General features: G+C 67.1%; 20 protein-coding genes. 7 read left to right on the forward strand and 13 right to left on the reverse strand.

Annotation, left to right across the window (positions count from 1 at the left end; translation table 11 throughout):
• Positions 1-78 precede the first annotated feature (78 nt).
• A complete protein-coding gene (locus AC1DW3_RS21960; RefSeq protein ID WP_477934865.1) occupies positions 79-582 on the forward strand; it encodes a fasciclin domain-containing protein in 504 nt (167 codons plus the stop codon).
• A gap of 21 nt (positions 583-603) precedes the next feature.
• On the opposite strand, the gene AC1DW3_RS21965 is transcribed toward AC1DW3_RS21960, so the two are convergent.
• The 3 genes from AC1DW3_RS21965 to AC1DW3_RS21975 form a co-directional block, all read right to left on the reverse strand.
• Positions 604-1,326: a Crp/Fnr family transcriptional regulator gene (locus AC1DW3_RS21965; protein WP_477934867.1), complete on the reverse strand. Its 723-nt coding sequence runs from the start codon at positions 1,324-1,326 to the stop codon at positions 604-606.
• 52 nt (positions 1,327-1,378) lie between these two features.
• A complete protein-coding gene (locus AC1DW3_RS21970; RefSeq protein ID WP_477934868.1) occupies positions 1,379-2,110 on the reverse strand; it encodes a Crp/Fnr family transcriptional regulator in 732 nt (243 codons plus the stop codon).
• Between the two features lie 103 nt (positions 2,111-2,213).
• Positions 2,214-2,960: a trypsin-like peptidase domain-containing protein gene (locus AC1DW3_RS21975; protein ID WP_477934870.1), complete on the reverse strand. Its 747-nt coding sequence runs from the start codon at positions 2,958-2,960 to the stop codon at positions 2,214-2,216.
• Positions 2,961-3,205: 245 nt separating this feature from the next.
• Between AC1DW3_RS21975 and AC1DW3_RS21980 the strand changes: the two genes are divergently transcribed.
• Positions 3,206-3,784 (forward strand): hypothetical protein, encoded by a 579-nt coding sequence (locus AC1DW3_RS21980; RefSeq protein WP_477934872.1) that lies wholly within the window; start codon positions 3,206-3,208, stop codon positions 3,782-3,784.
• Between the two features lie 5 nt (positions 3,785-3,789).
• On the forward strand, positions 3,790-4,662 hold the full coding sequence (locus AC1DW3_RS21985) for a transglutaminase-like domain-containing protein (protein ID WP_477934874.1): 873 nt from the start codon (positions 3,790-3,792) through the stop codon (positions 4,660-4,662).
• 59 nt (positions 4,663-4,721) lie between these two features.
• Here AC1DW3_RS21985 and AC1DW3_RS21990 read toward each other — a convergent pair whose 3' ends face one another.
• From AC1DW3_RS21990 to AC1DW3_RS22020, 7 genes are all read right to left on the reverse strand, one after another.
• Positions 4,722-5,006, reverse strand: a complete 285-nt coding sequence (locus tag AC1DW3_RS21990) for a hypothetical protein (RefSeq protein WP_477934876.1) — start codon at positions 5,004-5,006, stop codon at positions 4,722-4,724.
• An 89-nt stretch (positions 5,007-5,095) separates the two neighbouring features.
• Complete coding sequence (locus AC1DW3_RS21995) at positions 5,096-5,242, reverse strand: hypothetical protein (protein ID WP_477934878.1); 147 nt, start codon at positions 5,240-5,242, stop codon at positions 5,096-5,098.
• The gene (locus tag AC1DW3_RS22000) at positions 5,239-6,828 is read right to left on the reverse strand and encodes an SCO family protein (protein WP_477934880.1); all 1,590 of its coding nucleotides are present in this window, start codon (positions 6,826-6,828) and stop codon (positions 5,239-5,241) included. The genes AC1DW3_RS21995 and AC1DW3_RS22000 overlap by 4 nt, the downstream gene beginning before the upstream one ends.
• 7 nt (positions 6,829-6,835) lie before the next feature.
• Positions 6,836-7,651 carry a hypothetical protein gene (locus AC1DW3_RS22005; RefSeq protein WP_477934882.1) on the reverse strand — a complete coding sequence of 272 codons (816 nt, stop codon included), beginning with the start codon at positions 7,649-7,651 and terminating at the stop codon, positions 6,836-6,838.
• Positions 7,652-7,879: 228 nt separating this feature from the next.
• Entirely contained in the window at positions 7,880-9,121 is a 1,242-nt protein-coding gene (locus tag AC1DW3_RS22010) for a tyrosinase family protein (protein WP_477934965.1), read from the reverse strand.
• A 202-nt stretch (positions 9,122-9,323) separates the two neighbouring features.
• Complete coding sequence (locus tag AC1DW3_RS22015) at positions 9,324-10,046, reverse strand: proteasome-type protease (RefSeq protein WP_477934884.1); 723 nt, start codon at positions 10,044-10,046, stop codon at positions 9,324-9,326.
• On the reverse strand, positions 10,043-10,870 hold the full coding sequence (locus AC1DW3_RS22020) for a transglutaminase-like domain-containing protein (RefSeq protein WP_477934886.1): 828 nt from the start codon (positions 10,868-10,870) through the stop codon (positions 10,043-10,045). Before AC1DW3_RS22020 ends, AC1DW3_RS22015 begins: the two co-directional genes overlap by 4 nt.
• Before the next feature lie 311 nt (positions 10,871-11,181).
• Here AC1DW3_RS22020 and AC1DW3_RS22025 point away from each other — a divergent pair, with 311 nt between their 5' ends.
• Complete coding sequence (locus tag AC1DW3_RS22025) at positions 11,182-12,045, forward strand: GIY-YIG nuclease family protein (RefSeq protein WP_477934888.1); 864 nt, start codon at positions 11,182-11,184, stop codon at positions 12,043-12,045.
• 486 nt (positions 12,046-12,531) lie between these two features.
• Here the strand turns inward: AC1DW3_RS22025 and AC1DW3_RS22030 are convergent, their stop codons facing one another.
• Genes AC1DW3_RS22030 through AC1DW3_RS22040 form a run of 3 tightly spaced genes read right to left on the reverse strand, consistent with a single transcriptional unit; the run spans position 12,532 to position 16,585 of the window.
• A complete protein-coding gene (locus AC1DW3_RS22030) occupies positions 12,532-14,943 on the reverse strand; it encodes a TOTE conflict system archaeo-eukaryotic primase domain-containing protein (protein ID WP_477934890.1) in 2,412 nt (803 codons plus the stop codon).
• A 27-nt stretch (positions 14,944-14,970) separates the two neighbouring features.
• Complete coding sequence (locus AC1DW3_RS22035) at positions 14,971-15,999, reverse strand: nucleotidyl transferase AbiEii/AbiGii toxin family protein (protein WP_477934892.1); 1,029 nt, start codon at positions 15,997-15,999, stop codon at positions 14,971-14,973.
• Positions 15,992-16,585 carry a DUF6088 family protein gene (locus AC1DW3_RS22040; protein WP_477934894.1) on the reverse strand — a complete coding sequence of 198 codons (594 nt, stop codon included), beginning with the start codon at positions 16,583-16,585 and terminating at the stop codon, positions 15,992-15,994. Before AC1DW3_RS22040 ends, AC1DW3_RS22035 begins: the two co-directional genes overlap by 8 nt.
• A gap of 171 nt (positions 16,586-16,756) precedes the next feature.
• On the opposite strand from AC1DW3_RS22040, the gene AC1DW3_RS22045 reads away from it, so the two are divergent.
• From AC1DW3_RS22045 to AC1DW3_RS22055, 3 genes are read left to right on the forward strand one after another with little or no spacing between them, the layout of a single operon-like run.
• On the forward strand, positions 16,757-17,110 hold the full coding sequence (locus AC1DW3_RS22045) for a GntR family transcriptional regulator (RefSeq protein WP_477934896.1): 354 nt from the start codon (positions 16,757-16,759) through the stop codon (positions 17,108-17,110).
• On the forward strand, positions 17,107-17,976 hold the full coding sequence (locus AC1DW3_RS22050; protein WP_477934898.1) for an ABC transporter ATP-binding protein: 870 nt from the start codon (positions 17,107-17,109) through the stop codon (positions 17,974-17,976). The genes AC1DW3_RS22045 and AC1DW3_RS22050 overlap by 4 nt, the downstream gene beginning before the upstream one ends.
• 10 nt (positions 17,977-17,986) lie before the next feature.
• On the forward strand, positions 17,987-18,853 hold the full coding sequence (locus AC1DW3_RS22055) for a hypothetical protein (protein ID WP_477934900.1): 867 nt from the start codon (positions 17,987-17,989) through the stop codon (positions 18,851-18,853).
• Positions 18,854-18,859: the final 6 nt, after the last annotated feature.

Genomic DNA, 18,859 nt, shown 5'->3' on the forward strand with positions numbered 1-18,859 from the left:
TTGGCGAACGCAGCCACCGCACAGACCGCGATGGGTTTCGCGTGCAGCCTCGGCCAGGAATCTTCTGCGAAAGCTGTCATGACCTCCGCCAACACCACCGCCACCGCCTCGGTCATGCCGAGCTTCACCGCCGCCAGCCCCGCGCCACCTCCCCCGACCGCGCCGCTGGAGAACCTGATGGACACGCTGCACAGGACCGGCCACTTCAAGCACTTGATCGCCGCCATCAAGGCCACCGGCCTGACCAGCCCATTCAATGCATCGGGCCCGCATACCTTGTTCGCACCCAACGACTTCGCGTTTGGCAAGCTGGCCAAGGAAGTGCTGATCGACCTGTACAAGCCCGAAGGCAAGGCCAGGCTGACCGCCATCCTGAGGCTGCACCTGGTACCCCGCCGCGTGAAGGCGGCCGCCGCCGGCGACGCGCCCGCTTCGCTGAAGTCGCTGCAGGGCGACGAGCTCGCCATGAACACGGCCCAAGGCTTGAGGGTGAACGAAGCCCGCATCGTCGAGCGCGATCTGGAGGCGTCCAACGGCCTCATCCACGTGATCGATACGGTGCTGATGCCTGCTTCAGGCTGAACCCCGAGGTCCGCGCCGCCGTCAGTGCGCCACGCCACCCAGGGTGGCGTCCGGCGAGAACTTCATGCCCAGGCGGTAGCTCCTGCGGTCCTGCAAATAGCAGATGCAGGCCGCGCCTTCCAGGCCGGCGCGATCGCTGACCGTGATCCAGCCCCGGTGATAGCGAATCAACCCCGCCGCCTGCAGGCAGCCTGCCGCCACGGTGACGCCGACGCGGCGCACGCCCAGCAGATGGGCCATGGCTTCCTGCGTGACCGCAAAGCCGTCGCCCAGGCAACGGTCCTGCCCCATCAGCAGCCAACGCGCCAGCCGCGCCTGCAGTGCATGGAAGTGCAGGCAGGCCGACGCGGTGGCCGATTGCCGCAACTGCACATGCAGATAGCGCATCAGCAGCCGGCGCAACCCCGGGCTGGCGGGCAGCTCCTGGCGCAAGACCGAGGCGGGCATGGCCCACGCCTGCCCCTCCTGCTGCACCAGCACGGTCACCGGGCTGGCGGCCACGCCCAGCAACAGCTGGGCACCCAGCACACCCTCGCTGCCCACCATGCCCACCTGCAGCAAAGGATGGGCATCCAGCGGCGTGAGCAGCGATATGCAGCCGTGCAGCGGAAACAGCAGCGTCCGCGCGGGCATGTCCTGGACGGCAAGCCGCTGGCCGCTGCGCAAAGGCACCTGGATGCTCTGCTTCAGCAGGCGTGTCTGCTCGGCGGCGGGCAGGTGGGCAAGCAACTGGTTGATGGCCATGTGCCAGTCTGGGCGCGACCCGCCCGCGGCGCTGTGCGCCAACGCACGCTGCCTAATGAGGTGGCAGCGGTCGGTTCAGCAGCCGGTCGTATTCATCCTTGACGACGCCGTAGCACTCGCAGCTGCGCTTTTCGAGGCCCAGGCGGTCGATCACCGTGATGCGGCCACGGGCGTAGTCGATCAGACCGAGCTTTTGCAGCTTCAGCGCCGCCTCGGTGACGCCTTCCCGACGCACGCCCAGCATGTTGGCAATCAGCTCCTGCGTCATCACCAGCTCATCGCCGGCGATGCGGTCCAGGCTCAGCAGCAGCCAACGGCACAGCTGCTGCTCCAGCAGATGGTGGCGGTTGCAGACGGCCGTCTGCGCCATCTGCGTCAGCAGCGCCTGGGTGTAGCGCAGCAACAGGTGCATGCCCACGCCATAGCGGTTGAACTCGGTCTTGATGGTCGCGGCACTGAGCCGGTAGCAGCCCCCCGCGCTCTGCACGACGGCCCGGCTGGGCGTGGTCTCGCCGCCCATGAAGAGCGACACGCCGACGACGCCTTCGTAGCCCACCACGGCGATCTCGGCCGAGCCACCGTCCTCCAGCACATAGAGCAGCGACACGATGGCCGTGGTGGGGAAATACACATGGCTTTGCGGCCGGCCGGACTCGTACAGCACCTGGCCGAGTTCCAGCGGCACGCACTCGAGCTGGCCCGACCACCGTGCCCATTCCTCGTCGGGCAGGGCCGCCAGCAGGCGGTTGCTGCGGGGTGAAAGAGCGTCTAACGGTGCAGGCATCTATCCCTTGTGCTGGTCACGGACAAATTGTGACTCTAGCCAGGGCGCGGCCGTCCGTGTGTTCGCTAGCGCACATAGCCCCCCCCCCCCCGGAAACGGCCTGTCACTGCGTCAGCGCCAGCAGCACGTCGGCATACCAGGCCAGATTGAGCCCCAGGGAAGCATCCGCGGTGGCGTCGCGCGTCTTCATGTCCATGCGCGACGCGTGCACGCCCAGGAGCTGCCAAGGCAGGCTGGGGTCACCCTCGGGGTCGTGGCGCACCACCGGCGCGCCGCTGCTGCCACGATGCAAAGGCGCGTCGGTGACGAAGCAGCCCTGGCCCTGGAAACGCACGCCGAAGGCCGAGGCCACGACGGCGCTGCGCACGACCGGCAGGTGGTGCAGCGTGTCATGGAAGCCCAGTGGAAAACCCGCCACCAGCAGCGCCTGGCCCAGGCGCACCGCGTGCATCTGCACCTGGATGTGGCGGGTGCCGAAGGCGCAGAACTGCGCGCCGCGAGGCATGGCCATGCCCGGAATCTCCAATGCCGCGACGTCGACGTCGCCCCCGCTGTCGCTGGCCTGGCGCCATTGCGGTATGCCATCGTCATACAGCGGCAACGAGATGCGGTGCTGATGCGTCAGATCGATGCCGGCCGCATGCAGGCAGAACTCGACACGCTGCGGGCGGTGGTCCGAGCCGATATCCAGCAACACATGCCGGCTGGTGATCAGGAACAGATGGGGGCCACGCTGGAAGAAGAAACCGCTGGCAGCCGTCAACACGCGCGGGCCGATGAAAGTCTCCACCTGTGCGCAGGCGAGCAGCAGGGGATCCACGCTGTTGGCGCGCGACTGGACGGCATACATGGCGACTCCGGCAAGGTGGCGCCGCCGACCAGCGCAAACCGGCCCGGGCAGACCGGGCAAGGTTCCCGAGCTCTCGGTTCGCGGGGCCGACGGCGGCGCCATGCTGCGTGCGCGATTTGCGGGCGTCGGTGCGCTGCCGCACGTAGCGGTGCACGGTCCGCAAGCGCCCCTTGAAAGCGTTCAGTGCGCTATCGAACCGACGCGGCGGCGCAAAGCCGTCAAGCTGGTCACTCCAAGGACCCGCCATGAAGATCTCTTTGATGAACGGCCCGCCACCGCGCGCGCGCGGTATTGGCCGGCTTGTCGCGGCCGGCATGCTCACCGCGTTCTGCGCCGCCCCTGTCCACGCCGAACTGATCGGCCTTGCCGACCTCCATGCCGGCTTCGCACGCGCCACCGCCGACCTCGCCGCCGCCAGGACGGCCTGCGATCAGCGAGTCGGCAACCCGCGCGACGTCTGCCGCGAACAGGCCCTCGCCAAGGAAAGGGTGACCCGCGCTGAACTCGTGGTGGCCAGCACCGGCACCCGCAAGTCACAGGACTACCTGGCTGCCGTCAAGCTGGATACCGCCTACGACGTTGCCCGCACGCAGTGCAACGACAAGACCGGCGATGCCAAGCGCGCCTGCACCCGGCAGGCCCAGGCCATGCGCAGCAAAGGCCAGGCCGCCCTGAAGCCGGACCCGCACATGACCGCCGCCCCGGTCGATGAGCACCGTGGGGCCGATGACAAGGCGGCCGCCGAGAAATGCAGCGCGTTGGCCGCCGACGCCCGCGCCCGCTGCATGGCTGCCGCCAAACCCCTCAAGGGTGGCAAGACCTGAGCCGCATGATTCGCATCGAACTGGAAGTCCAGCTGAAGTACGAGGTCAGCGCCCCGGGTGCCGACTTCATCTTCAACATCCACCCGGCGTACACGCCGTGCCAGCAGGTCTTCGCCGAGGACCTGCAGGTGAACCAGGGCGTCGAGTTGAATATTCAGACCGACCCCAGCACCGGCAACCGGCACCTGCGCCTTCAGGCGGCTCCCGGGGATCTCGAGATCCGCTATCAGGCCACCGTGGACCTGTCCCATCGCATGGATCACCCGGCGGACCTGCCTGAAGTCGCGGTCCACCAGTTGCCGCTCGACGTGCTGCAGTACATCTATCCCAGCCGCTACTGCCAGTCCGATCGCCTGATCAAGCTCGCGAGGGCCGAGTTCGGCGAGATCGCGCCAGGGCACAGCCGCGTGCAGGCCATCGCGGAGTGGATACGGAGCCGGGTGTCGTTCACGTCGAACACGTCGACCTCGACCACGTCGGCGGTCGACACCCTGATCGAGCGCAGCGGTGTCTGCCGCGATTTCACGCACCTGATGGTCGCGCTGTGCCGGGCCTTGAACATCCCCGCCCGGTTCGCGACCGGCACGGACTACGGCGCCGATCCTGCACTCGGCCCACCCGACTTCCACGCCTATGCCGAGGTGTATCTCGGCGGGCGCTGGTACATCTTCGACCCCTCCGGCACCGCGATCCCGATGGGCCTCGTGCGCTTCGGCACGGGGCGCGACGCCGCCGACGTCGCCTTCGCCACCATCTTCGGCACCGTCAACTCATGGGCACCGTGGATACGCACGACCGCCCACGAAGACCCTGCCACCGGCCTGGTGCTGCCGCATCACAGCGACATGGCACTCTCCACGGATGCCAGCGCGGCCTGACGGTCAAGCGCGGCCAGCCACTGGGCTCCGGGCGAGCCGGCAAGGTTCGAGCCCCGGCCTCACTCGCCTGCTGGCGCGACAGGCTCGGCGTGGCGGCAGAGCCAGGAGAAGTAGGCGATCTTGCCGCGCGGCCTGCTGTAGCGCTGCTTCCTGAAAGTCAGGCGCACGCGTCCCGTCGGTGCGGCATCGATCTCGACGCACATCTCATCGTCGAGTGCGCAGGCCGGATCCGGCAGGGATTTGCTGGCCTGGGCGATGTACTGGCCCGGCACGCGGGCCAGGATGCCGTTGTGATCAGCTGGGGCGAAACGTGACGGCACGCTGGGGTTGAGGGCTTCGGTCATGCCGCCATCGTGTCCGGGAGCAGGCTCACCAGGTGAGCCTGTCCAGGAACTCGACGGCCGTTGCGCGTACAACGCGTCAGCCACCGCTGTCACGAGCGCGTACGACGCCTTGCGACCCACCCCATCAGGGCCAGGCCGGAGATCAGCAGCGCCGTGCTGCTCACCTCGGGAACCGGGCTCGCGGCGCTGACGCCGGCCACGCGCGCGTTGAGCGTCCACAGCCCATCCAGCGTCATGTCGGACTCGTTGGCGAGGTTGACTGGCCGTCGCCAAGGGTCAGGCCGGCACGGCCGGCACCTGAGCGCCGCACACCGACCACGGCGAGCAGCGAGCCGATGGCCGTCAGCGCGGCACCGCCGATGAGGCCGGCCTGCTGGCCGAGGGCGAGGCCAGCGATGACGAGCAGCAGGGTGCCGGCCACCGTCCAGGCCAGCGGGCCCCAGTGCCGGCGCGCGCGCGCGATCCAGGCCATGGCGCTGAGGTTCACGATCAGGGCGAGCAGCAGCAGCGGCCAGTACCGCTCCCAGCCGGGCACTTGGGGCAACGCCATCAGCCCCGTGGTGCTCAGGTAAGCAGCGCCGCAGACGGGACACTTGGGCAGCAGCGCCAGCAGCAGCGCCCACAGCGTGGGTGCAGCGCCTGCCACGGTCGCCGCCCTGGGCCGGGCGGGTTCGGCGGCCGGCGCGGCCACAGTGAGCTGCTGAATCTCGGCGGCAATCTCGGCTGGATCCCAATCCAGGCGCTCATGGGCTGCACGGATGCGACCGCTGGCGTCGAGCAGGTAGACCTCGATGCGGTGCCGGTTGACCAGTGAACCCGCGAAACCCACGCCGAGGCCGAAGTGGACCTGCAGTGCGCCAAGCCCTCCGGTGGAGCGCAGCAGCCGGCAGTGCGGTCCCGGCACGAGGCCGCGGCTTTCGGCGTAGCCGCGCAGGCGATGCGGCAGGTCGAACTCGGGGTCGTAGGTGATGGCCACCAGGTTGACGGCCGCGTCGGCGCCTGCCAGCAGCTTCTGCAATTGGGCCAGCTTGGCGACGGTGAGCGAGCATTTGCGCTCGTTGTCGCAACGCGTGTAGAAGAAGGCCACCACGCTGGGTCGGCCGACAAAAACGTCGTTCCACGCATGGGCGGCGCCATCCTGGTCTTCGAAGCTCACCGATGCCGCCGGTGCGGCGAGGCTGGCCTCGCGCGCACGGCGGCGCCACAGCGGCGGCAACGCGCAGCAGTTGGCCTCCTCTTCATCGTCAGCCGCATCGGGCAGTGCCTGAAGGATGCCCGCCAACGCCTCGCGATGGTCGTCGGCCAAGCCGGCCGACTCGGCGGCCAACGCTGTCAGCGCGGGCTTGATGCCCTTCGCCTGCGGGCCCATCCAGCGCAGCGTGTCGAGGGCTTCCGCCAAGGCGGTGCGGGCGTCCATGGTGGCTGCCGCGCCGCCCCATTGGTCCAGGTCCACGAAGTCGTCACGGCGGGCCAGGGTTTGCAGTGCACGCAGCAGGCAGCCTGCAAACGCCGGCTGAGGCTGGCCTGCGCTGCGCAGGGCGCGGGCCGCCGCCGCGAGGACGTAGGGCTGGTGGCCGGTCTGCATCTCCTCCAGCACCAGGGGCAGGGCCGCGTCGCCCAGTGGCTCGCGGCCGAGGGCCACCAGCACCCAGCCGCGCCGGCGGGCCACCTCGGCCGAGCTGCACTCGGCATAGGCGGTGTGCTCTTCCTGCAGCAGCGTCACGAGCGCCTGCGTGCGCGACCCGGCAGTCTCCAGCGCGCAGGCAGCCAAGACCTCCGCCTTCAACCGCTCCGGCGTCCATGGCAGCGAAGCGGTCGACACGGTGGCCTCAGCTGTAGCGGCCCTTGAAGCTCAAGACGGCCGTCTTCAGGCCGGCGTCAGCGGTGTTCTGGCCGAGGGTCTCGACCTTCTTCATCAGCGTCGCGTCGGACGCGAGCGCCGACTCTTCGCCGAACTGGGACAGCGCCGTGAGGCCGACGGCTCTTGCGTCATCGCTGTCGGAGTCGTCCATCGCGATGAGGCGCGCGCACTGCTGCATGCGCCGGGGCGCGAGGTGGTTCAGCGCGCTGGCGGCAATCTGGCGCAGCTCCATGGATTCCTTCTTGTCCTTCAGCACGCCCTCGAACAGGTCCACCGAGTTGCCGTCGGCGGCCAGCACGCGCAATGCCTCGCGCCGGGCCAGTGCATTGGGGGGCTGCTTCTCGATCTTCCTCGCCACCGCGTAGGCGCCGGCGTGGGGGTCGTAGCTGAGGAGCTGCAGCGCCTTCTCGGGCGGCAGCAGGGCCCTGGCGGGGTTCTCCAGTCCGTCGAGCAGCAGGGCCTGGGTGTCGGCGTCCTGCTCGCGGGCCAGCAGGCCGAAGGCGCGCTGGCGCATCTCTGGATCGGCGTCGCCGCGCAGCTCGCGCAGCACGGCCAAGTAAGTGGCCCGGTACTTGGCGAACGTGACGGGATCGAAGGCCGCGGCCTGCAAGGCCATCAGTGCCGCGTTGCGCAGCTGCGGGTTGCCGCCGCCATCCCGCAGCAGCTTGCAGACCGCGTCAAAGCTCCTCTTGCTGCCGGTCACGTCCGGGCCGAGGCGGATGAGTGCGGCCAGGCGCTGCTTGAGCGTGGCGCTGGCATCGGACAGCGCATCGGCCGCCGACATCGGCCTCGGGAGCGCGGCCCTCTTCACGRCCGCCTTCACGATCGCCTTTTTGACAGCCTTCTTGACGGTCACGGCGGGCGTCGCTTTCGGCGCAGCGCTCTTGAGATGCGCTGGATTGCCCGAGAAGGCGGTTTTTGCCGCGGGCTTGTTGCGGGCCGTCGTCTTGGCCCCCGTGCGCTTTGCGGTCTTGGCAGTCACCATGATGTTGCGCTCCGAATGCAGGGGGTGTCAGGCCGCGGCGACGTCGTCGTACGCGAAGCCCAGCTTGGCGCCGCTGTTCGCAACGCCTTGGAAATCGAGCATATCCCTGACCCGCGGCACGGCGCCGGGCGCCGAGACGCAGGCCGAGCTCGCCATCGCGCCACCGGGCGCCGTCGACGGCCGCGGCGCCGTCACGTCGCCGCCCCAGGGCCACAGCGAGTCCGGCAGGTTGTGGCCGATGAGCAGGTTGCCAGCAGGGGTTCCGGGGTCGTAGGCCGTGGCCTCCGAATCCTTGTAGCGCCGCGCATCCTGCGCCTGCCACTTGGCCCACAGGCGGTCGACATTGCAATGCAGCAGGAAGAACAACGGGTCCTTCGCCGCGGTGGGGATGGACGAGATGCTGCCGCTGAAATAGCTGACGTGGGCACTGCCGTGGGGATTGCCCTCCAATGCCTTGAAAAGCCGGTAGGTGTTGCCCAGCGCCAGCGTCTGCGCCTCGGTGCGGACTGAGGGGCTGGAGGCACTGCCGGGGCTGGCACCGAGCTGGCGCCGCGCGATGCCCTGCACGCCGTCGGTCGCCCAGAACTGCAGCGGGTTGGACGGGCTGAACTGCACGGTGCCGAGCGAGTCAGGCACACCGATGAAGTCCCGGGTGAACAGGTTGGGGGAAGCCTTGTCGAAGCGCCAGTACGGCAGCGTCACGGAGCGGTCGATGGCCTGCAGTTCGCGCTCCAGGTCCAGCAGGTAGGCGCGATGCCAGGGCAGGAAGCCCGACGCGCCGTGGGCCTGGTCGCTCGCCGCTCCCGCCACGTGCATATTGCGGAAGTCGGCAAAGCGCCCGGTTCCCTTGTTGTTGAGCTTGGCCATCGCGCCGATGAAGCGGGCGCGCTCGCCGGCGGTCAGCAGGTCGGCGTTCCTGCGCACCCTGACCATCACCGGCAGGCGACCGACCTCGGTGTCCAGCGTGGAGACGACGATGCTGACGTCGCGGTCCGCCTTGCTGGGCGAACCGAACTTGCCGCGCACGTAGACGGTCTGCGACGTGCCGTTGGTGGGCAGCTTGACCTTGAGCGTCGTCGTGAACGTGCCGTCCGGCGTGGCGCAGAAGCGGATCGAGCCGCCGTCGGGCTGCCGCGCCTCCGACAGCGTCACCTGCACGCCCACGCCGATCGGCGCCTCCAGCAGCCGCAGGCGCAGCGGCGACGGCGCCCACGTGAGATAGCGAGCTGACTCGCTTGCGCTGTTGTTGACGTTGAAGTCGATGCGCATGCCGCCTTCCTCCCTGTGCACGGCCACGGTGATGTCCGGGCCTTGTTGCGCTGCATCCTAGGAGGGGACTGAGACGAGGGCATCCACACAATCGTGGAGAACCGCGAGGGAAACTGCGGCGACCGTGCCTGCACGCCATGACTATCCCAAAGGCGACGGCCATGCGGCTCGGCGTGCCCGGTGTGAAGTCAATCGCCCCAGCTCACCACACCAATGCAGGCAGTTCGTGAAAGACCCGGCGGGTGCCGGCAATCCAGTGGCGCTTGAGCACCTCGAAATACGGGTCGCCGGCATCGAAGCGGCGCTTCATGCTGACGTTGAGTGAATCGCGCGCGTAGCACAGCAGGTCGATGGGCATGCCCACGGACAGATTGCTGAGCATCGTCGAGTCGTAGGAGACGAGCACGCATTTGGTCGCGTCTTCCATGCTCGCGCCGTGCGTGACCGCGAGGTCGAGGATGGGCTTGCCGTACTTGGCCTCGCCCGTCTGCAGGAAGGTGGTCTCGGTGCCGGCCTCGATGAAGTTGCCTTCGGCGTAGATGCGGAAGAGGCGCATGTCCTCGCCGGCAATCTGCCCACCGAGGATGAACGAGGCGTTGAACTTGAGGCCGCCGCTTTCCAGGAAAGGCCCGTCACGGCGCTCGATGTCGCGCATCGCGTCGGCGACCAGGTTGGCGACATCGAACATCGACGTCACCGACCAGATGTGCGGCGCGCCCGCCGCTGCCCGCTGCCGCAGCACACCGATCACCGCCTGCGTGGCGGCAAGGTCGCCCGAGCTGAGCAGCACCAGCACGCGGTCGCCAGCGCGCTCGAAGACGGTCATCTTGCAGAAGCTGGCGTAGTTGTCGACACCGGCATGGGTGCGGGAGTCGCTGGCGAAGATCAGGCCGTCGTCCAGCTTGACGCCGACACAGTAGGTCATTGCGCGCCCGCCTCGGCGGCCTCGACCACATCGGCCCACACCCGGAAGCTCTCCAGCCGGTTGGGGCCGAAGGTGCTCGACAGTGCGACGTCGCTGGCGTCACGGCCACGCGCGATCAGCACCCGCCCGATGCGCGGCACGTTGTTGCGGGCGTCGAAGGTGTACCAGCGGTCGCCCAGGTAGGCCTCGAACCAGCCTGCAAAGTCCATCGTGCCCCAGGGCTGCGGCGTGCCGTAGTCGCCGAGATAGCCGGTGCAGTAGCGCGCCGGGATGTTCATGCATCGGCACAGGGCTATGGCCAGATGCGCATAGTCGCGGCAGACGCCCTCGCCCTCGTTGTAGGCCTCCAGCGCCGTACGGGTGCGGCGCGCATGCTCGTAGCCGAACTCGATGTGCCCGTGCACGAAATCGCAGATTGCCTGCACGCGTGCCCAGCCCGTAGGGCCGTCGGCGAAGCGCTTCCAGGCGATCTCTGAAAGTTGATCGGTCTCGCAGTAGCGGCTGCCCAGCAGATAGACCAAGGTCGACTCCGGCAGCGTCTCGACGGGGTTCTGTTGCGCGTCGGGCGCCACGATGTCGGCCAGGCCGCTGTCGTTGACGATGGCATCGGTGCTGAGGGTGAAGCGCCCTGCGGGAGCGACGAGGCGGCTGCACCAGTTGCCGAACAGGTCGCGGTAGGCAGTGACCGGCACGGAGGGACTGGTCAGCAGATGGTCGGGGCGGACCAGGTCCGACGCGCGGGAGTAGTGGATGCTGAGCTGCAGGATCATCGGCGTAGGCTGTTCGCAGTGATGAACCATCTCGAATCCGACGCGGAACTGCATGCTGGGTCCTTGGCAAACGACCAGCATGGCCGGTCATCGCGCGGCCGTCTGTCTGGTATCGCACACAGCGCGGTCGCCGCGGGTCGCCTGCCTTGCGCATGCACCCGCGGCAGATCTGCCCGGACCACTGGAATGGCTCGTGGCAGGACGAGTCGAACGTCCCGGGGTATTTGCGGGCCCACCATGCCTTCGCGTCGAACAACCGAGCGACAGGGATGGAGCCCGCCGTGGTGATTGCTTCACTTCCAGGATCTCGGTGGACCACACAGAATGCGCCCCTCCCACCCGACCGGCGATCTCGGCGACTAGGCATGCGCAAGTGGTTCTACGTTTTGGAGCTGACCGGCGGCTACTTCTACGTCGGCATCTCGGACAACTTCGTTCGGCGGCACCGCCAGCATATGAACGGCAAGGGGGCTGTGTGGACCAAGCTGCACGAGCCGATCCGAGTCCTGTTTCAGCATCAGCACGAGGTGGCCGATTACAGAGCCGCAGAATTGCTCGAGAACGAGATCACCGTGCGGACGATGATCGAACATGGCTGGCAGAAGGTGCGCGGCGGATTCTTCTGCGCACTTGAGGACGAGAACGTCGAAGGGCTGCTTCGATCGCATGGTCATTGGGACCGCGTGCTGCAGTCGACCCTCGCGCCGGCGCAGCCACCCGGCGACTGGGCGATGGCCATGCAGACGCTGTTGACGCTGGCGGAGGACTATCACGCAACAAACGCCAACGATGCGGCCCGCGACACGTTGCTGACCCATTTGATGGGCCTGCGCGAGCACCGGAACTGGCGTCCGGACCTGGAGCCCGCGCTGGAGGAGAAGTTCTGGGGTGCCAAGGGTGTGCTGCGCGTGCTGCTGTCCATCCGACACAACCGCGTGATCGGCTTCAAGCTCCAGGATCCGTTCGCAGTGCTAGCCAGCGGCATGCAGATGGGGCGTGGTGCCGTGCAGCCGTGGACGCACCTCTTCCTGATCGCATGGGATGCCTACCGACCCGACGCCACCGATGCGCAGCACCAGCGGGTCGAGGACTTTTCTGCCGACCCCAGTCACCGATTGCCGGACCGGCGATACGACCCATTCGTCTCGCTGCTGTTTCCTGAGATGCGCTGGCGTCTTCGCGAGGCCACTGCGCCAGCAGTTGGCGATGGGGCGCACGCACGGCGCTGACGCTATCGGCCCCAGCCGATTTCCCGTATGACCGGGGCGAGCGCATAAACGGCGGACTGGACTCTTCTTCGCTCGTCTCCTTCAACCCCCAGTGATCTGCTGTAGCCGTCACAGCAACCGTGCCTTCGGTGAGAACCGACAGCAACCGTTGTCGGTTTGCGTTCAGCCCAAAACTGAAATGCGGCGGCGCGCAACGACTTAGCCCCGAACGTGCCAGCGAGCTTTGAATCGACGTCTCGCTCAAGTTTGAACTATCGGTTTTCTTTGCGCTCAACGTTGAACTTTCGGCGCCGGCGCCGCATCGACCCGCTGGCCCTTGACGAAAACCGCATGAGCTAGTCGCCAACTCACTCGTCCATACATAGCGCAGCACGTCTTCGGTGGCGTGGTCCAGATCGGCTTGTAGAGAGCGGTCCTGACCGGCGCAGCGAAGCACGACAAGAAAGCTACCAGTGGCCCCTCTGTCGCCGATGCAGGCTTGCGGTTTCAGTCGGCGCAGTCTGTCTGCCCATCGAAGTCGAGAGGGGCGTATGTGTCGGTCGATGGAATCCGATAGCCCATGGCTTGGTAGCCGCGCCGTCGCTTGTCCCACATGCGCAACAGGGCAGGGTGACCCGCGTCGACGAAGTCGATGACCCGCACGCGTGTCTTGTCCGCATGCTCGCGGTGCAGGCGGCCGGCATATTGCTGCAACGTGCCCTTCCATGAGATCGGCATGGCCAGCACCAGCGTGTCCAGTGGCGCGTGGTCGAATCCCTCGCCGATCAACTTGCCTGTGGACAGCAGTACGCGTGGCGTGTCCGGCGGCAACGCGTCGAGTTCCCCGACAAGTGCGGTGCGCTGCTTCCTTGACATACGTCCATGCAACGTGAACAGCGTCGACACCCGGTCCGCCAGCATCGCTTCGATTGCACCAAGGTGGTCGGTCCGCTCGGTCAGAACAAGCACCTTGTGTCCCTGCTCGAAAGCGCTGGCGACCTCGTTCGCGATAGCCTGGATGCGGCCCGCATCATTGGCGATGTGCCGGAAGACATCTTGGATGCTGGCATTGGCAGGTAGCCGGACGTGGGCCGACAGGTAGCAGGGGATCACGTCCAAGGACTGAGGCGCGCCCGCCGGCCGTGCGGCCGTGTGCCGCATGGGCCCGCACTGCATGAAGATGATTGGTTGTCGTCCGTCGCGCCGAATCGGCGTGGCGGTGAGCCCGAGCACATATTTGGCCCGCACCCGTTTCATGATGGCTTCGAACGAAACCGCCGAGAGATGGTGACATTCGTCGACGATGACCTGGCCGTAGTTCTCGACGATCTCGTTCGTTTCGCCCTGCCGGAACAAGGACTGCATCACCGCGACGTCGATTCGGCCGGTCGGCTTGGCCTTGCCGCCCCCGATGGCTCCGATTACACCCCTGCCCACGCCCAGGAAGCCTTGCAGCCGCTCCTGCCACTGCTTGAGCAATTCAGTGCGATGGACCAGTACCAGCGTGTTCACGCCTCGGCGGGCGATCAACGCCGTCGCCGTGACTGTCTTGCCAAACGCCGTCGGCGCGCAAAGGATGCCGGTGTCATGACGGAGCATGGCGATGACCGCTTGCTCTTGGTCCGAGCGCAGCTTGCCGGCAAAGCTCACGTCCAGAGGTTCACCGCTGAATCGTTCGTCTCGCAGATCAAAGCGGATGTCGTTGTCGCTGAGGAGCTCTTCGACGACGTCCCGACAGCCGCGAGGCAGGGCGATGTGGTTGGGAAAATTCTCCGCGCAGCCGATCACGCGCGGCTCGTTCCACACCGACAGACGCATCGCCTGCGCCTTGTAGAACTCGGGGTTCTGGAATGCCGCCAGGCGGATCAGGCGGTTCGCCAGCGCTTGCGGCAGAGAAGCCTTGTCGAAGTACAGCAAGTTGGCCGAGGTCACGGTCAGCGACGCGGGCATTGTGCCGGGCAAGCGCCGCCCGGCAGGTGCGGTCCGCCTCCAGGGTTCCTGTTGATCTTCCTCGGTGGTGAAAGTGACGTCGAGCGGGTGCGAGCTCCCGGTGGCGCGCAGGATCGTTGGCTCGATGTGGTGCCCTGCCATGGTCGGGACGGAGTCGAGGAAGACCCATTGGTCGGCATAGGGGTGCAGCTCGTCGTCCACGAACACGCTGCCACCGCTTTCGCGCGGTAGCTTCTGCAGCGGCAGGGCGATCAGGTTGCCGAAGCCGCCCTTGGGCATCGTGTCCTGGTTCGGGAACAGCCGGTCATAGGACGTGAGCTTCAGTTGCCTCGTGCGGGCGCAGGTGTGGCTGATGATGGCAGTTCCGAGTCGGCGCGCATCCCGCGCGGCGACTCTTGAAGAAAAGAACACCCACGCGTGCGCGCCCTCGCCTGAGCGCGAGACCTCAAGCGCAGCCGGTACACCGAGTTCATGGCACGACTGGACGAAGGCCCGGGCATCGCTGCGCCACTCGGCATCATCGAAGTCCACCGCGAGGAAATGGCAACTGTCGTCCTCCAGCAGGGGATAGACACCGACGGTGTGGCGGCCGGCGAGATGGTCGTAGATAGTCTGGTCGGTCAATGGGACCAGCAGCCGATGGCCGCAATCGGCGCACTTGATGCGCGGCTTCTCGCAGACGCCAACACGCCACTCGTTGGCGCATGCAGGCGAATAGCCGGCCTTGCCCGCCTTGGTTTCCCAGCGCACGGGGTAAACGTCGGTACGGCCCCGAAATAGGCGGCGAAAGAGCGCGACCTTGGCGGCGGTCGTGAGCGGTGTCGCCGTAGTGGCCGCAACGAGTGCGGTCGCGGGCTTGGATACCCGCCAGGCGATGTCGTGCGCGTCCAGCAGCGCAGCCAGTCGGACGTTCTCGTCGCGTAGCCGTTCCAATTCCTGCGTGAGTTCGTCGCTACGGTCTGCCGTCACCGGACACCTCGCCCTGACGCGAGTGGATCAATTGTTCGCGGCTGCTGCATTGGCAGCCTGTGCGACGGAGGCGCACGCATCCATCAGCGCGTCGAAGGGCAGTGCGTTGCCGACCAGGATATCGTCGGCGCGCATGCTGTCGTAGTCCGCCGCCAGCGCATCGCGCGCAGTTCCGTCGGGCACGATCTGCAGTTTCCCGGTGATCGCCGCGAAGTAGTCGATCACGGCACCTTCGGCATCCTTTTCGATGAAGAAGAGCGACTTGTGTTCCGCGACCGCCTTGGCGACTTCGCGGTCATCTATGGCGGCCGCGAAGTGCGAACTGCGTCCTATCGCGGCGATGTCGTGCCAGTGCCGGGCATAGCGTTCGCCGCGGATCCGGGCCTGCGCGCAGTAGACGTGTGCGGCGGTGGCCTTTTCCCAGAACGTCCGCGCCACGCTCATCACCTGCGGGGAGGCAAGAGGGAACAGGACACCATCGACATGTCCATCCATGTCGCAGCTGACTTGCATCACCTGGTGCGGCTCGCCAGTAGCGCGGCCACCGAACTCCAGCGTCACGACGGGTGAGACATAGCCGGTTCCAAGCTTGTGAGCCGGGTAGTGCAGTAGCAGCCTCTCGTGATCTGCGCCGCCGATCTCCAGCTTCACGTCGAGTCGGTCACGCGCTAGAGCCTCCACGAGCACAGGTCGAACCTGGGCGTCGATCCACTCAGGAAGGCGGTCACGGACGGCCTTGGTCCACTTGCTGGCTTGGCTTCGGCTGCCGGGCAAAGCGCTGTCGTCATCGACCAAGTCTGCGATCAGCTTGCGGATGTCATAGGTGAGGTCGATGTCCTCGGAGAACCGATCAATGATCTTGTAGGCCTTGGACAGCGATGTGCCGCCTTTGAACGTCAAGTCGGCGGCGAGGGGTGAGCTGAACAACGCGTTCAGGGCCCAGACCACCCAGGCATCCTTCTCGAGGAGGTGGGCTGGCCGCCCAGTGCGCTCGCGGGCGATTTCCAGGACTTCGCGCTGGTCGTCAGCGCCGAGGGCGAAGAAGGGCTCAGCCACGAGCTGCTTCTTCGCCGATGGCACGGGCCATCCAGGATGGGAGAGCCGCTCGATTGGCGGTCAGAGTCCGCCACTCTGCCTCTGGCAGCGTCCGGCGCAGCGTCGCCAGCGACTCGCGGGCGTGGGGCGCCCCCATCCAGGCCAGGGCCCGGACCGCAGCTCCCGCAGGGCCGGTCCCCAAGGCCAGCATCCAGCGTGGCGCGTGCTTGATCGTCACTTCCGACCGGCCAAGCCTAAGCTGTTGCGTCCGTCCCGACGTCACGTAGGCCTGTCGAATCGGGACCTGTTGAGTCAGTCCCAGCGCGTTGGCCGCCGCAGCGCCATGAGGCGCTACTGTTTCTCCGCTTCGGGCCGCCAGCGACTCGACCACCTTTTCAGGCGCTGGTGCCCGTGTGCCGAAGCGGCTTGACACCGGCGTCGTATAGCTCCCGCGCGCGATGCGAAGCAGCTTCCCTTCCTTGGTTAGGCGAGAGAAAGCCTGGTCCACGGCCGCTCGACTCCCGAGGTGCAGGAACTCTTTTGGCGAGAGCACGCCTCCCTCAGGCAAGGACTTAGCGTGGACGACTATCGATTCGGGCAACGTCATGGAAACCTCTGTGAGGATTCTAGATCAGTTTCTGACATGCAGCGCCGACACGGCGTCAGCGACAACCGTGCAGCTCATCCCACCGGATCTGCAGTCTGTCGCCCTTCGTTAGGTCCGCCTCCGGGTCAGGAGATATGGTGTGCTACATCAGCAACACACCTCGGAGCTCCCATGACTCCCACCTGGACTGACCAGGCGCCGATCTACCAGCAGCTGGCCGACCGTCTGGCCGTGCAACTGCTCGACGGCAGCCCCCCGGAAGGCGAGGCCCTGCCCTCTGTGCGCATGCTCGCCAGCCAATACGTCATCAACCCGCTGACGGTCACGCGGGCGCTGCAGGCGCTCAGCGACCACGGCCTGATCGAGTCGCGCCGCGGCCTGGGCATGTTCGTCATGACGGGCGCCCGCGAGCGCCTGCTGCGCCAGGAACGCGAACAGTTCCTGCAGAAGGACTGGCCGGCGCTGCGCGCCAAGCTCAAGCGCCTGGGCCTGAATGCCAAGGATCTGAACTGGGAGTCGACATGAACCTCATCGAAGTCAAGAACGTCTCGCTGCGCTACGGCAAGAAAACCGCGCTGAACGACGTCTCCGTCACCGTGCCCAAGGGCCGGGTCGTCGGCCTGCTGGGCCACAACGGCGCGGGCAAGACCTCGCTGATGAAGGCCATGGTCGGCCTGCTGCCGGTGCAGGGCGAAATGAGCGTGCTGGGCATGGAGCCCACCAAGCACCGCCAGCAGCTGCTGACCGAGCTGAGCTACATCCCCGATGTGGCCGTGCTGCCGCGCTGGGCACGCGTGCATGAGCTGATCACGCTGATGACGCGGCTGCAGCCCAAGTTCTCCGCCGAGCGCGCCCGGGCCCTGCTCAAGCGCACCAGCGTCAGCGAGGGCGACAAGGTCAAGAGCCTGTCCAAGGGCATGGTGGCCCAGACCCACCTGGCGCTGATCGCCGCCATCGATGCCAAGCTGATGATCCTGGACGAGCCGACGCTGGGCTTGGACGTGGTGTCGCGCAAGAGCTTCTACGAGATGCTCATCGACGAGTGGTGCGATGGCGAGCGCAGCGTGCTGATCTCGACCCACCAGGTCGAGGAGGTCGAGGCGCTGCTGAGCGACGTGATCATGCTGGACGAGGGGCGCGTGGCGCTGTCCATCAGCCTGGAGGACATCGACCGCCGCTTCGTGGCGCTGAACCACGACCCGGCCGCCGCCGATGCGATGGCCGCCGCCCACCCGCTGCTGCGCTACCGCGAGCAGGGGCGCACGACGTCGCTGTTCGACGGCGCGCCGCCCGAGCACATCACGAGCCTGGGCCAGCGCGTGCGCCCCAGCCTCGTCGACCTCTTCATGGCGCTGACCCGCAACCCGGCGCTGAACGGCAAGCAAGCCTGAAGGAAACGTGATGAAAACCCATATCCCCACCCTGCTGCTGCGCGAGTGGATGCAGCACAAGCTTGGCTGGCTGATCGCCGCTTTCGCGCCCCCCATCCTCTTTCTGGGCATGCTGCCGTTCGGCCACATGGACGGCAGCCCCAGCATTCCACCGGAGCTGATTGCGCTGATCGTGCTGGTGGCCAGCGGCTGCATCGTCTACGCGATCTGCCTGCTGGTGGCGCTGTTCCAGTTGCCTGGCCTGGCGCGGCGCGACGCGCAGGACCGCTCCATCGAGTTCTGGCTGTCACTGCCCGGGCGGCCCAGCGAGAGCATCGTCTCCACGGTGCTGGCCCATGCCTGGCTGGCCCCGGTGGGCGGGGCCATCATCGGCACGCTGTTCGGGCTGCCGATCGCGCTGACGGGCCTCGGCATCAAGTTCGGCTGGGACAGCGCGTTCGGACTGAATTGGGGCGAAGTGCTGGCGGCCGCCACACCGCTGCTGCTGCGCGGCATGGTTGGCACCGTGCTGCTGACGCTGTGGCTGCTGCCGGTGATCATGGTGCTGATGGCGGCTTCGGCCTGGCTCAAGCGACTGGGCGTGCCGCTGGTGCTGGTGGGCGGCGGCGTGGCCACTGCCGTGATGCACAACGTCTATGGCATCGACTGGCCGCTGAATGCGCTGATGGACCTGAACCAGCACATCAACCACTCGCTGGTGTACGACGGCCATGCGCTGATGCGCACGCTGCAGTCCGAGGACAGCCTGGGGGCCGCGATGGTCGCCGACCTGGGCCGGTCGCTGGCGGAACTGGCCTCGCTGTCGTTCGTCGGCTGGATGGCCGTGGCCGCCGCGGGCTTCGCCCTGGTGGTGGTGAAGCGCTCGCGCGGTGGTTGAACGAGG

The sequence above is a fragment of the Roseateles sp. P2_H4 genome, assembly GCF_056403315.1.

Bases quoted from the DNA above. Each gene is read 5' to 3' on its own strand.
- AC1DW3_RS21960 (WP_477934865.1), top strand. From the start codon at position 79: ATGACCTCCGCCAACACCACCGCCACCGCCTCGGTCATGCCGAGCTTC.
- AC1DW3_RS21965 (WP_477934867.1), bottom strand. From the start codon at position 1,326: ATGGCCATCAACCAGTTGCTTGCCCACCTGCCCGCCGCCGAGCAGACA.
- AC1DW3_RS21970 (WP_477934868.1), bottom strand. From the start codon at position 2,110: ATGCCTGCACCGTTAGACGCTCTTTCACCCCGCAGCAACCGCCTGCTG.
- AC1DW3_RS21975 (WP_477934870.1), bottom strand. From the start codon at position 2,960: ATGTATGCCGTCCAGTCGCGCGCCAACAGCGTGGATCCCCTGCTGCTC.
- AC1DW3_RS21980 (WP_477934872.1), top strand. From the start codon at position 3,206: ATGAAGATCTCTTTGATGAACGGCCCGCCACCGCGCGCGCGCGGTATT.
- AC1DW3_RS21985 (WP_477934874.1), top strand. From the start codon at position 3,790: ATGATTCGCATCGAACTGGAAGTCCAGCTGAAGTACGAGGTCAGCGCC.
- AC1DW3_RS21990 (WP_477934876.1), bottom strand. From the start codon at position 5,006: ATGACCGAAGCCCTCAACCCCAGCGTGCCGTCACGTTTCGCCCCAGCT.
- AC1DW3_RS21995 (WP_477934878.1), bottom strand. From the start codon at position 5,242: ATGACGCTGGATGGGCTGTGGACGCTCAACGCGCGCGTGGCCGGCGTC.
- AC1DW3_RS22005 (WP_477934882.1), bottom strand. From the start codon at position 7,651: ATGTCGGCGGCCGATGCGCTGTCCGATGCCAGCGCCACGCTCAAGCAG.
- AC1DW3_RS22010 (WP_477934965.1), bottom strand. From the start codon at position 9,121: ATGCGCATCGACTTCAACGTCAACAACAGCGCAAGCGAGTCAGCTCGC.
- AC1DW3_RS22015 (WP_477934884.1), bottom strand. From the start codon at position 10,046: ATGACCTACTGTGTCGGCGTCAAGCTGGACGACGGCCTGATCTTCGCC.
- AC1DW3_RS22020 (WP_477934886.1), bottom strand. From the start codon at position 10,870: ATGCAGTTCCGCGTCGGATTCGAGATGGTTCATCACTGCGAACAGCCT.
- AC1DW3_RS22025 (WP_477934888.1), top strand. From the start codon at position 11,182: ATGCGCAAGTGGTTCTACGTTTTGGAGCTGACCGGCGGCTACTTCTAC.
- AC1DW3_RS22040 (WP_477934894.1), bottom strand. From the start codon at position 16,585: ATGACGTTGCCCGAATCGATAGTCGTCCACGCTAAGTCCTTGCCTGAG.
- AC1DW3_RS22045 (WP_477934896.1), top strand. From the start codon at position 16,757: ATGACTCCCACCTGGACTGACCAGGCGCCGATCTACCAGCAGCTGGCC.
- AC1DW3_RS22050 (WP_477934898.1), top strand. From the start codon at position 17,107: ATGAACCTCATCGAAGTCAAGAACGTCTCGCTGCGCTACGGCAAGAAA.
- AC1DW3_RS22055 (WP_477934900.1), top strand. From the start codon at position 17,987: ATGAAAACCCATATCCCCACCCTGCTGCTGCGCGAGTGGATGCAGCAC.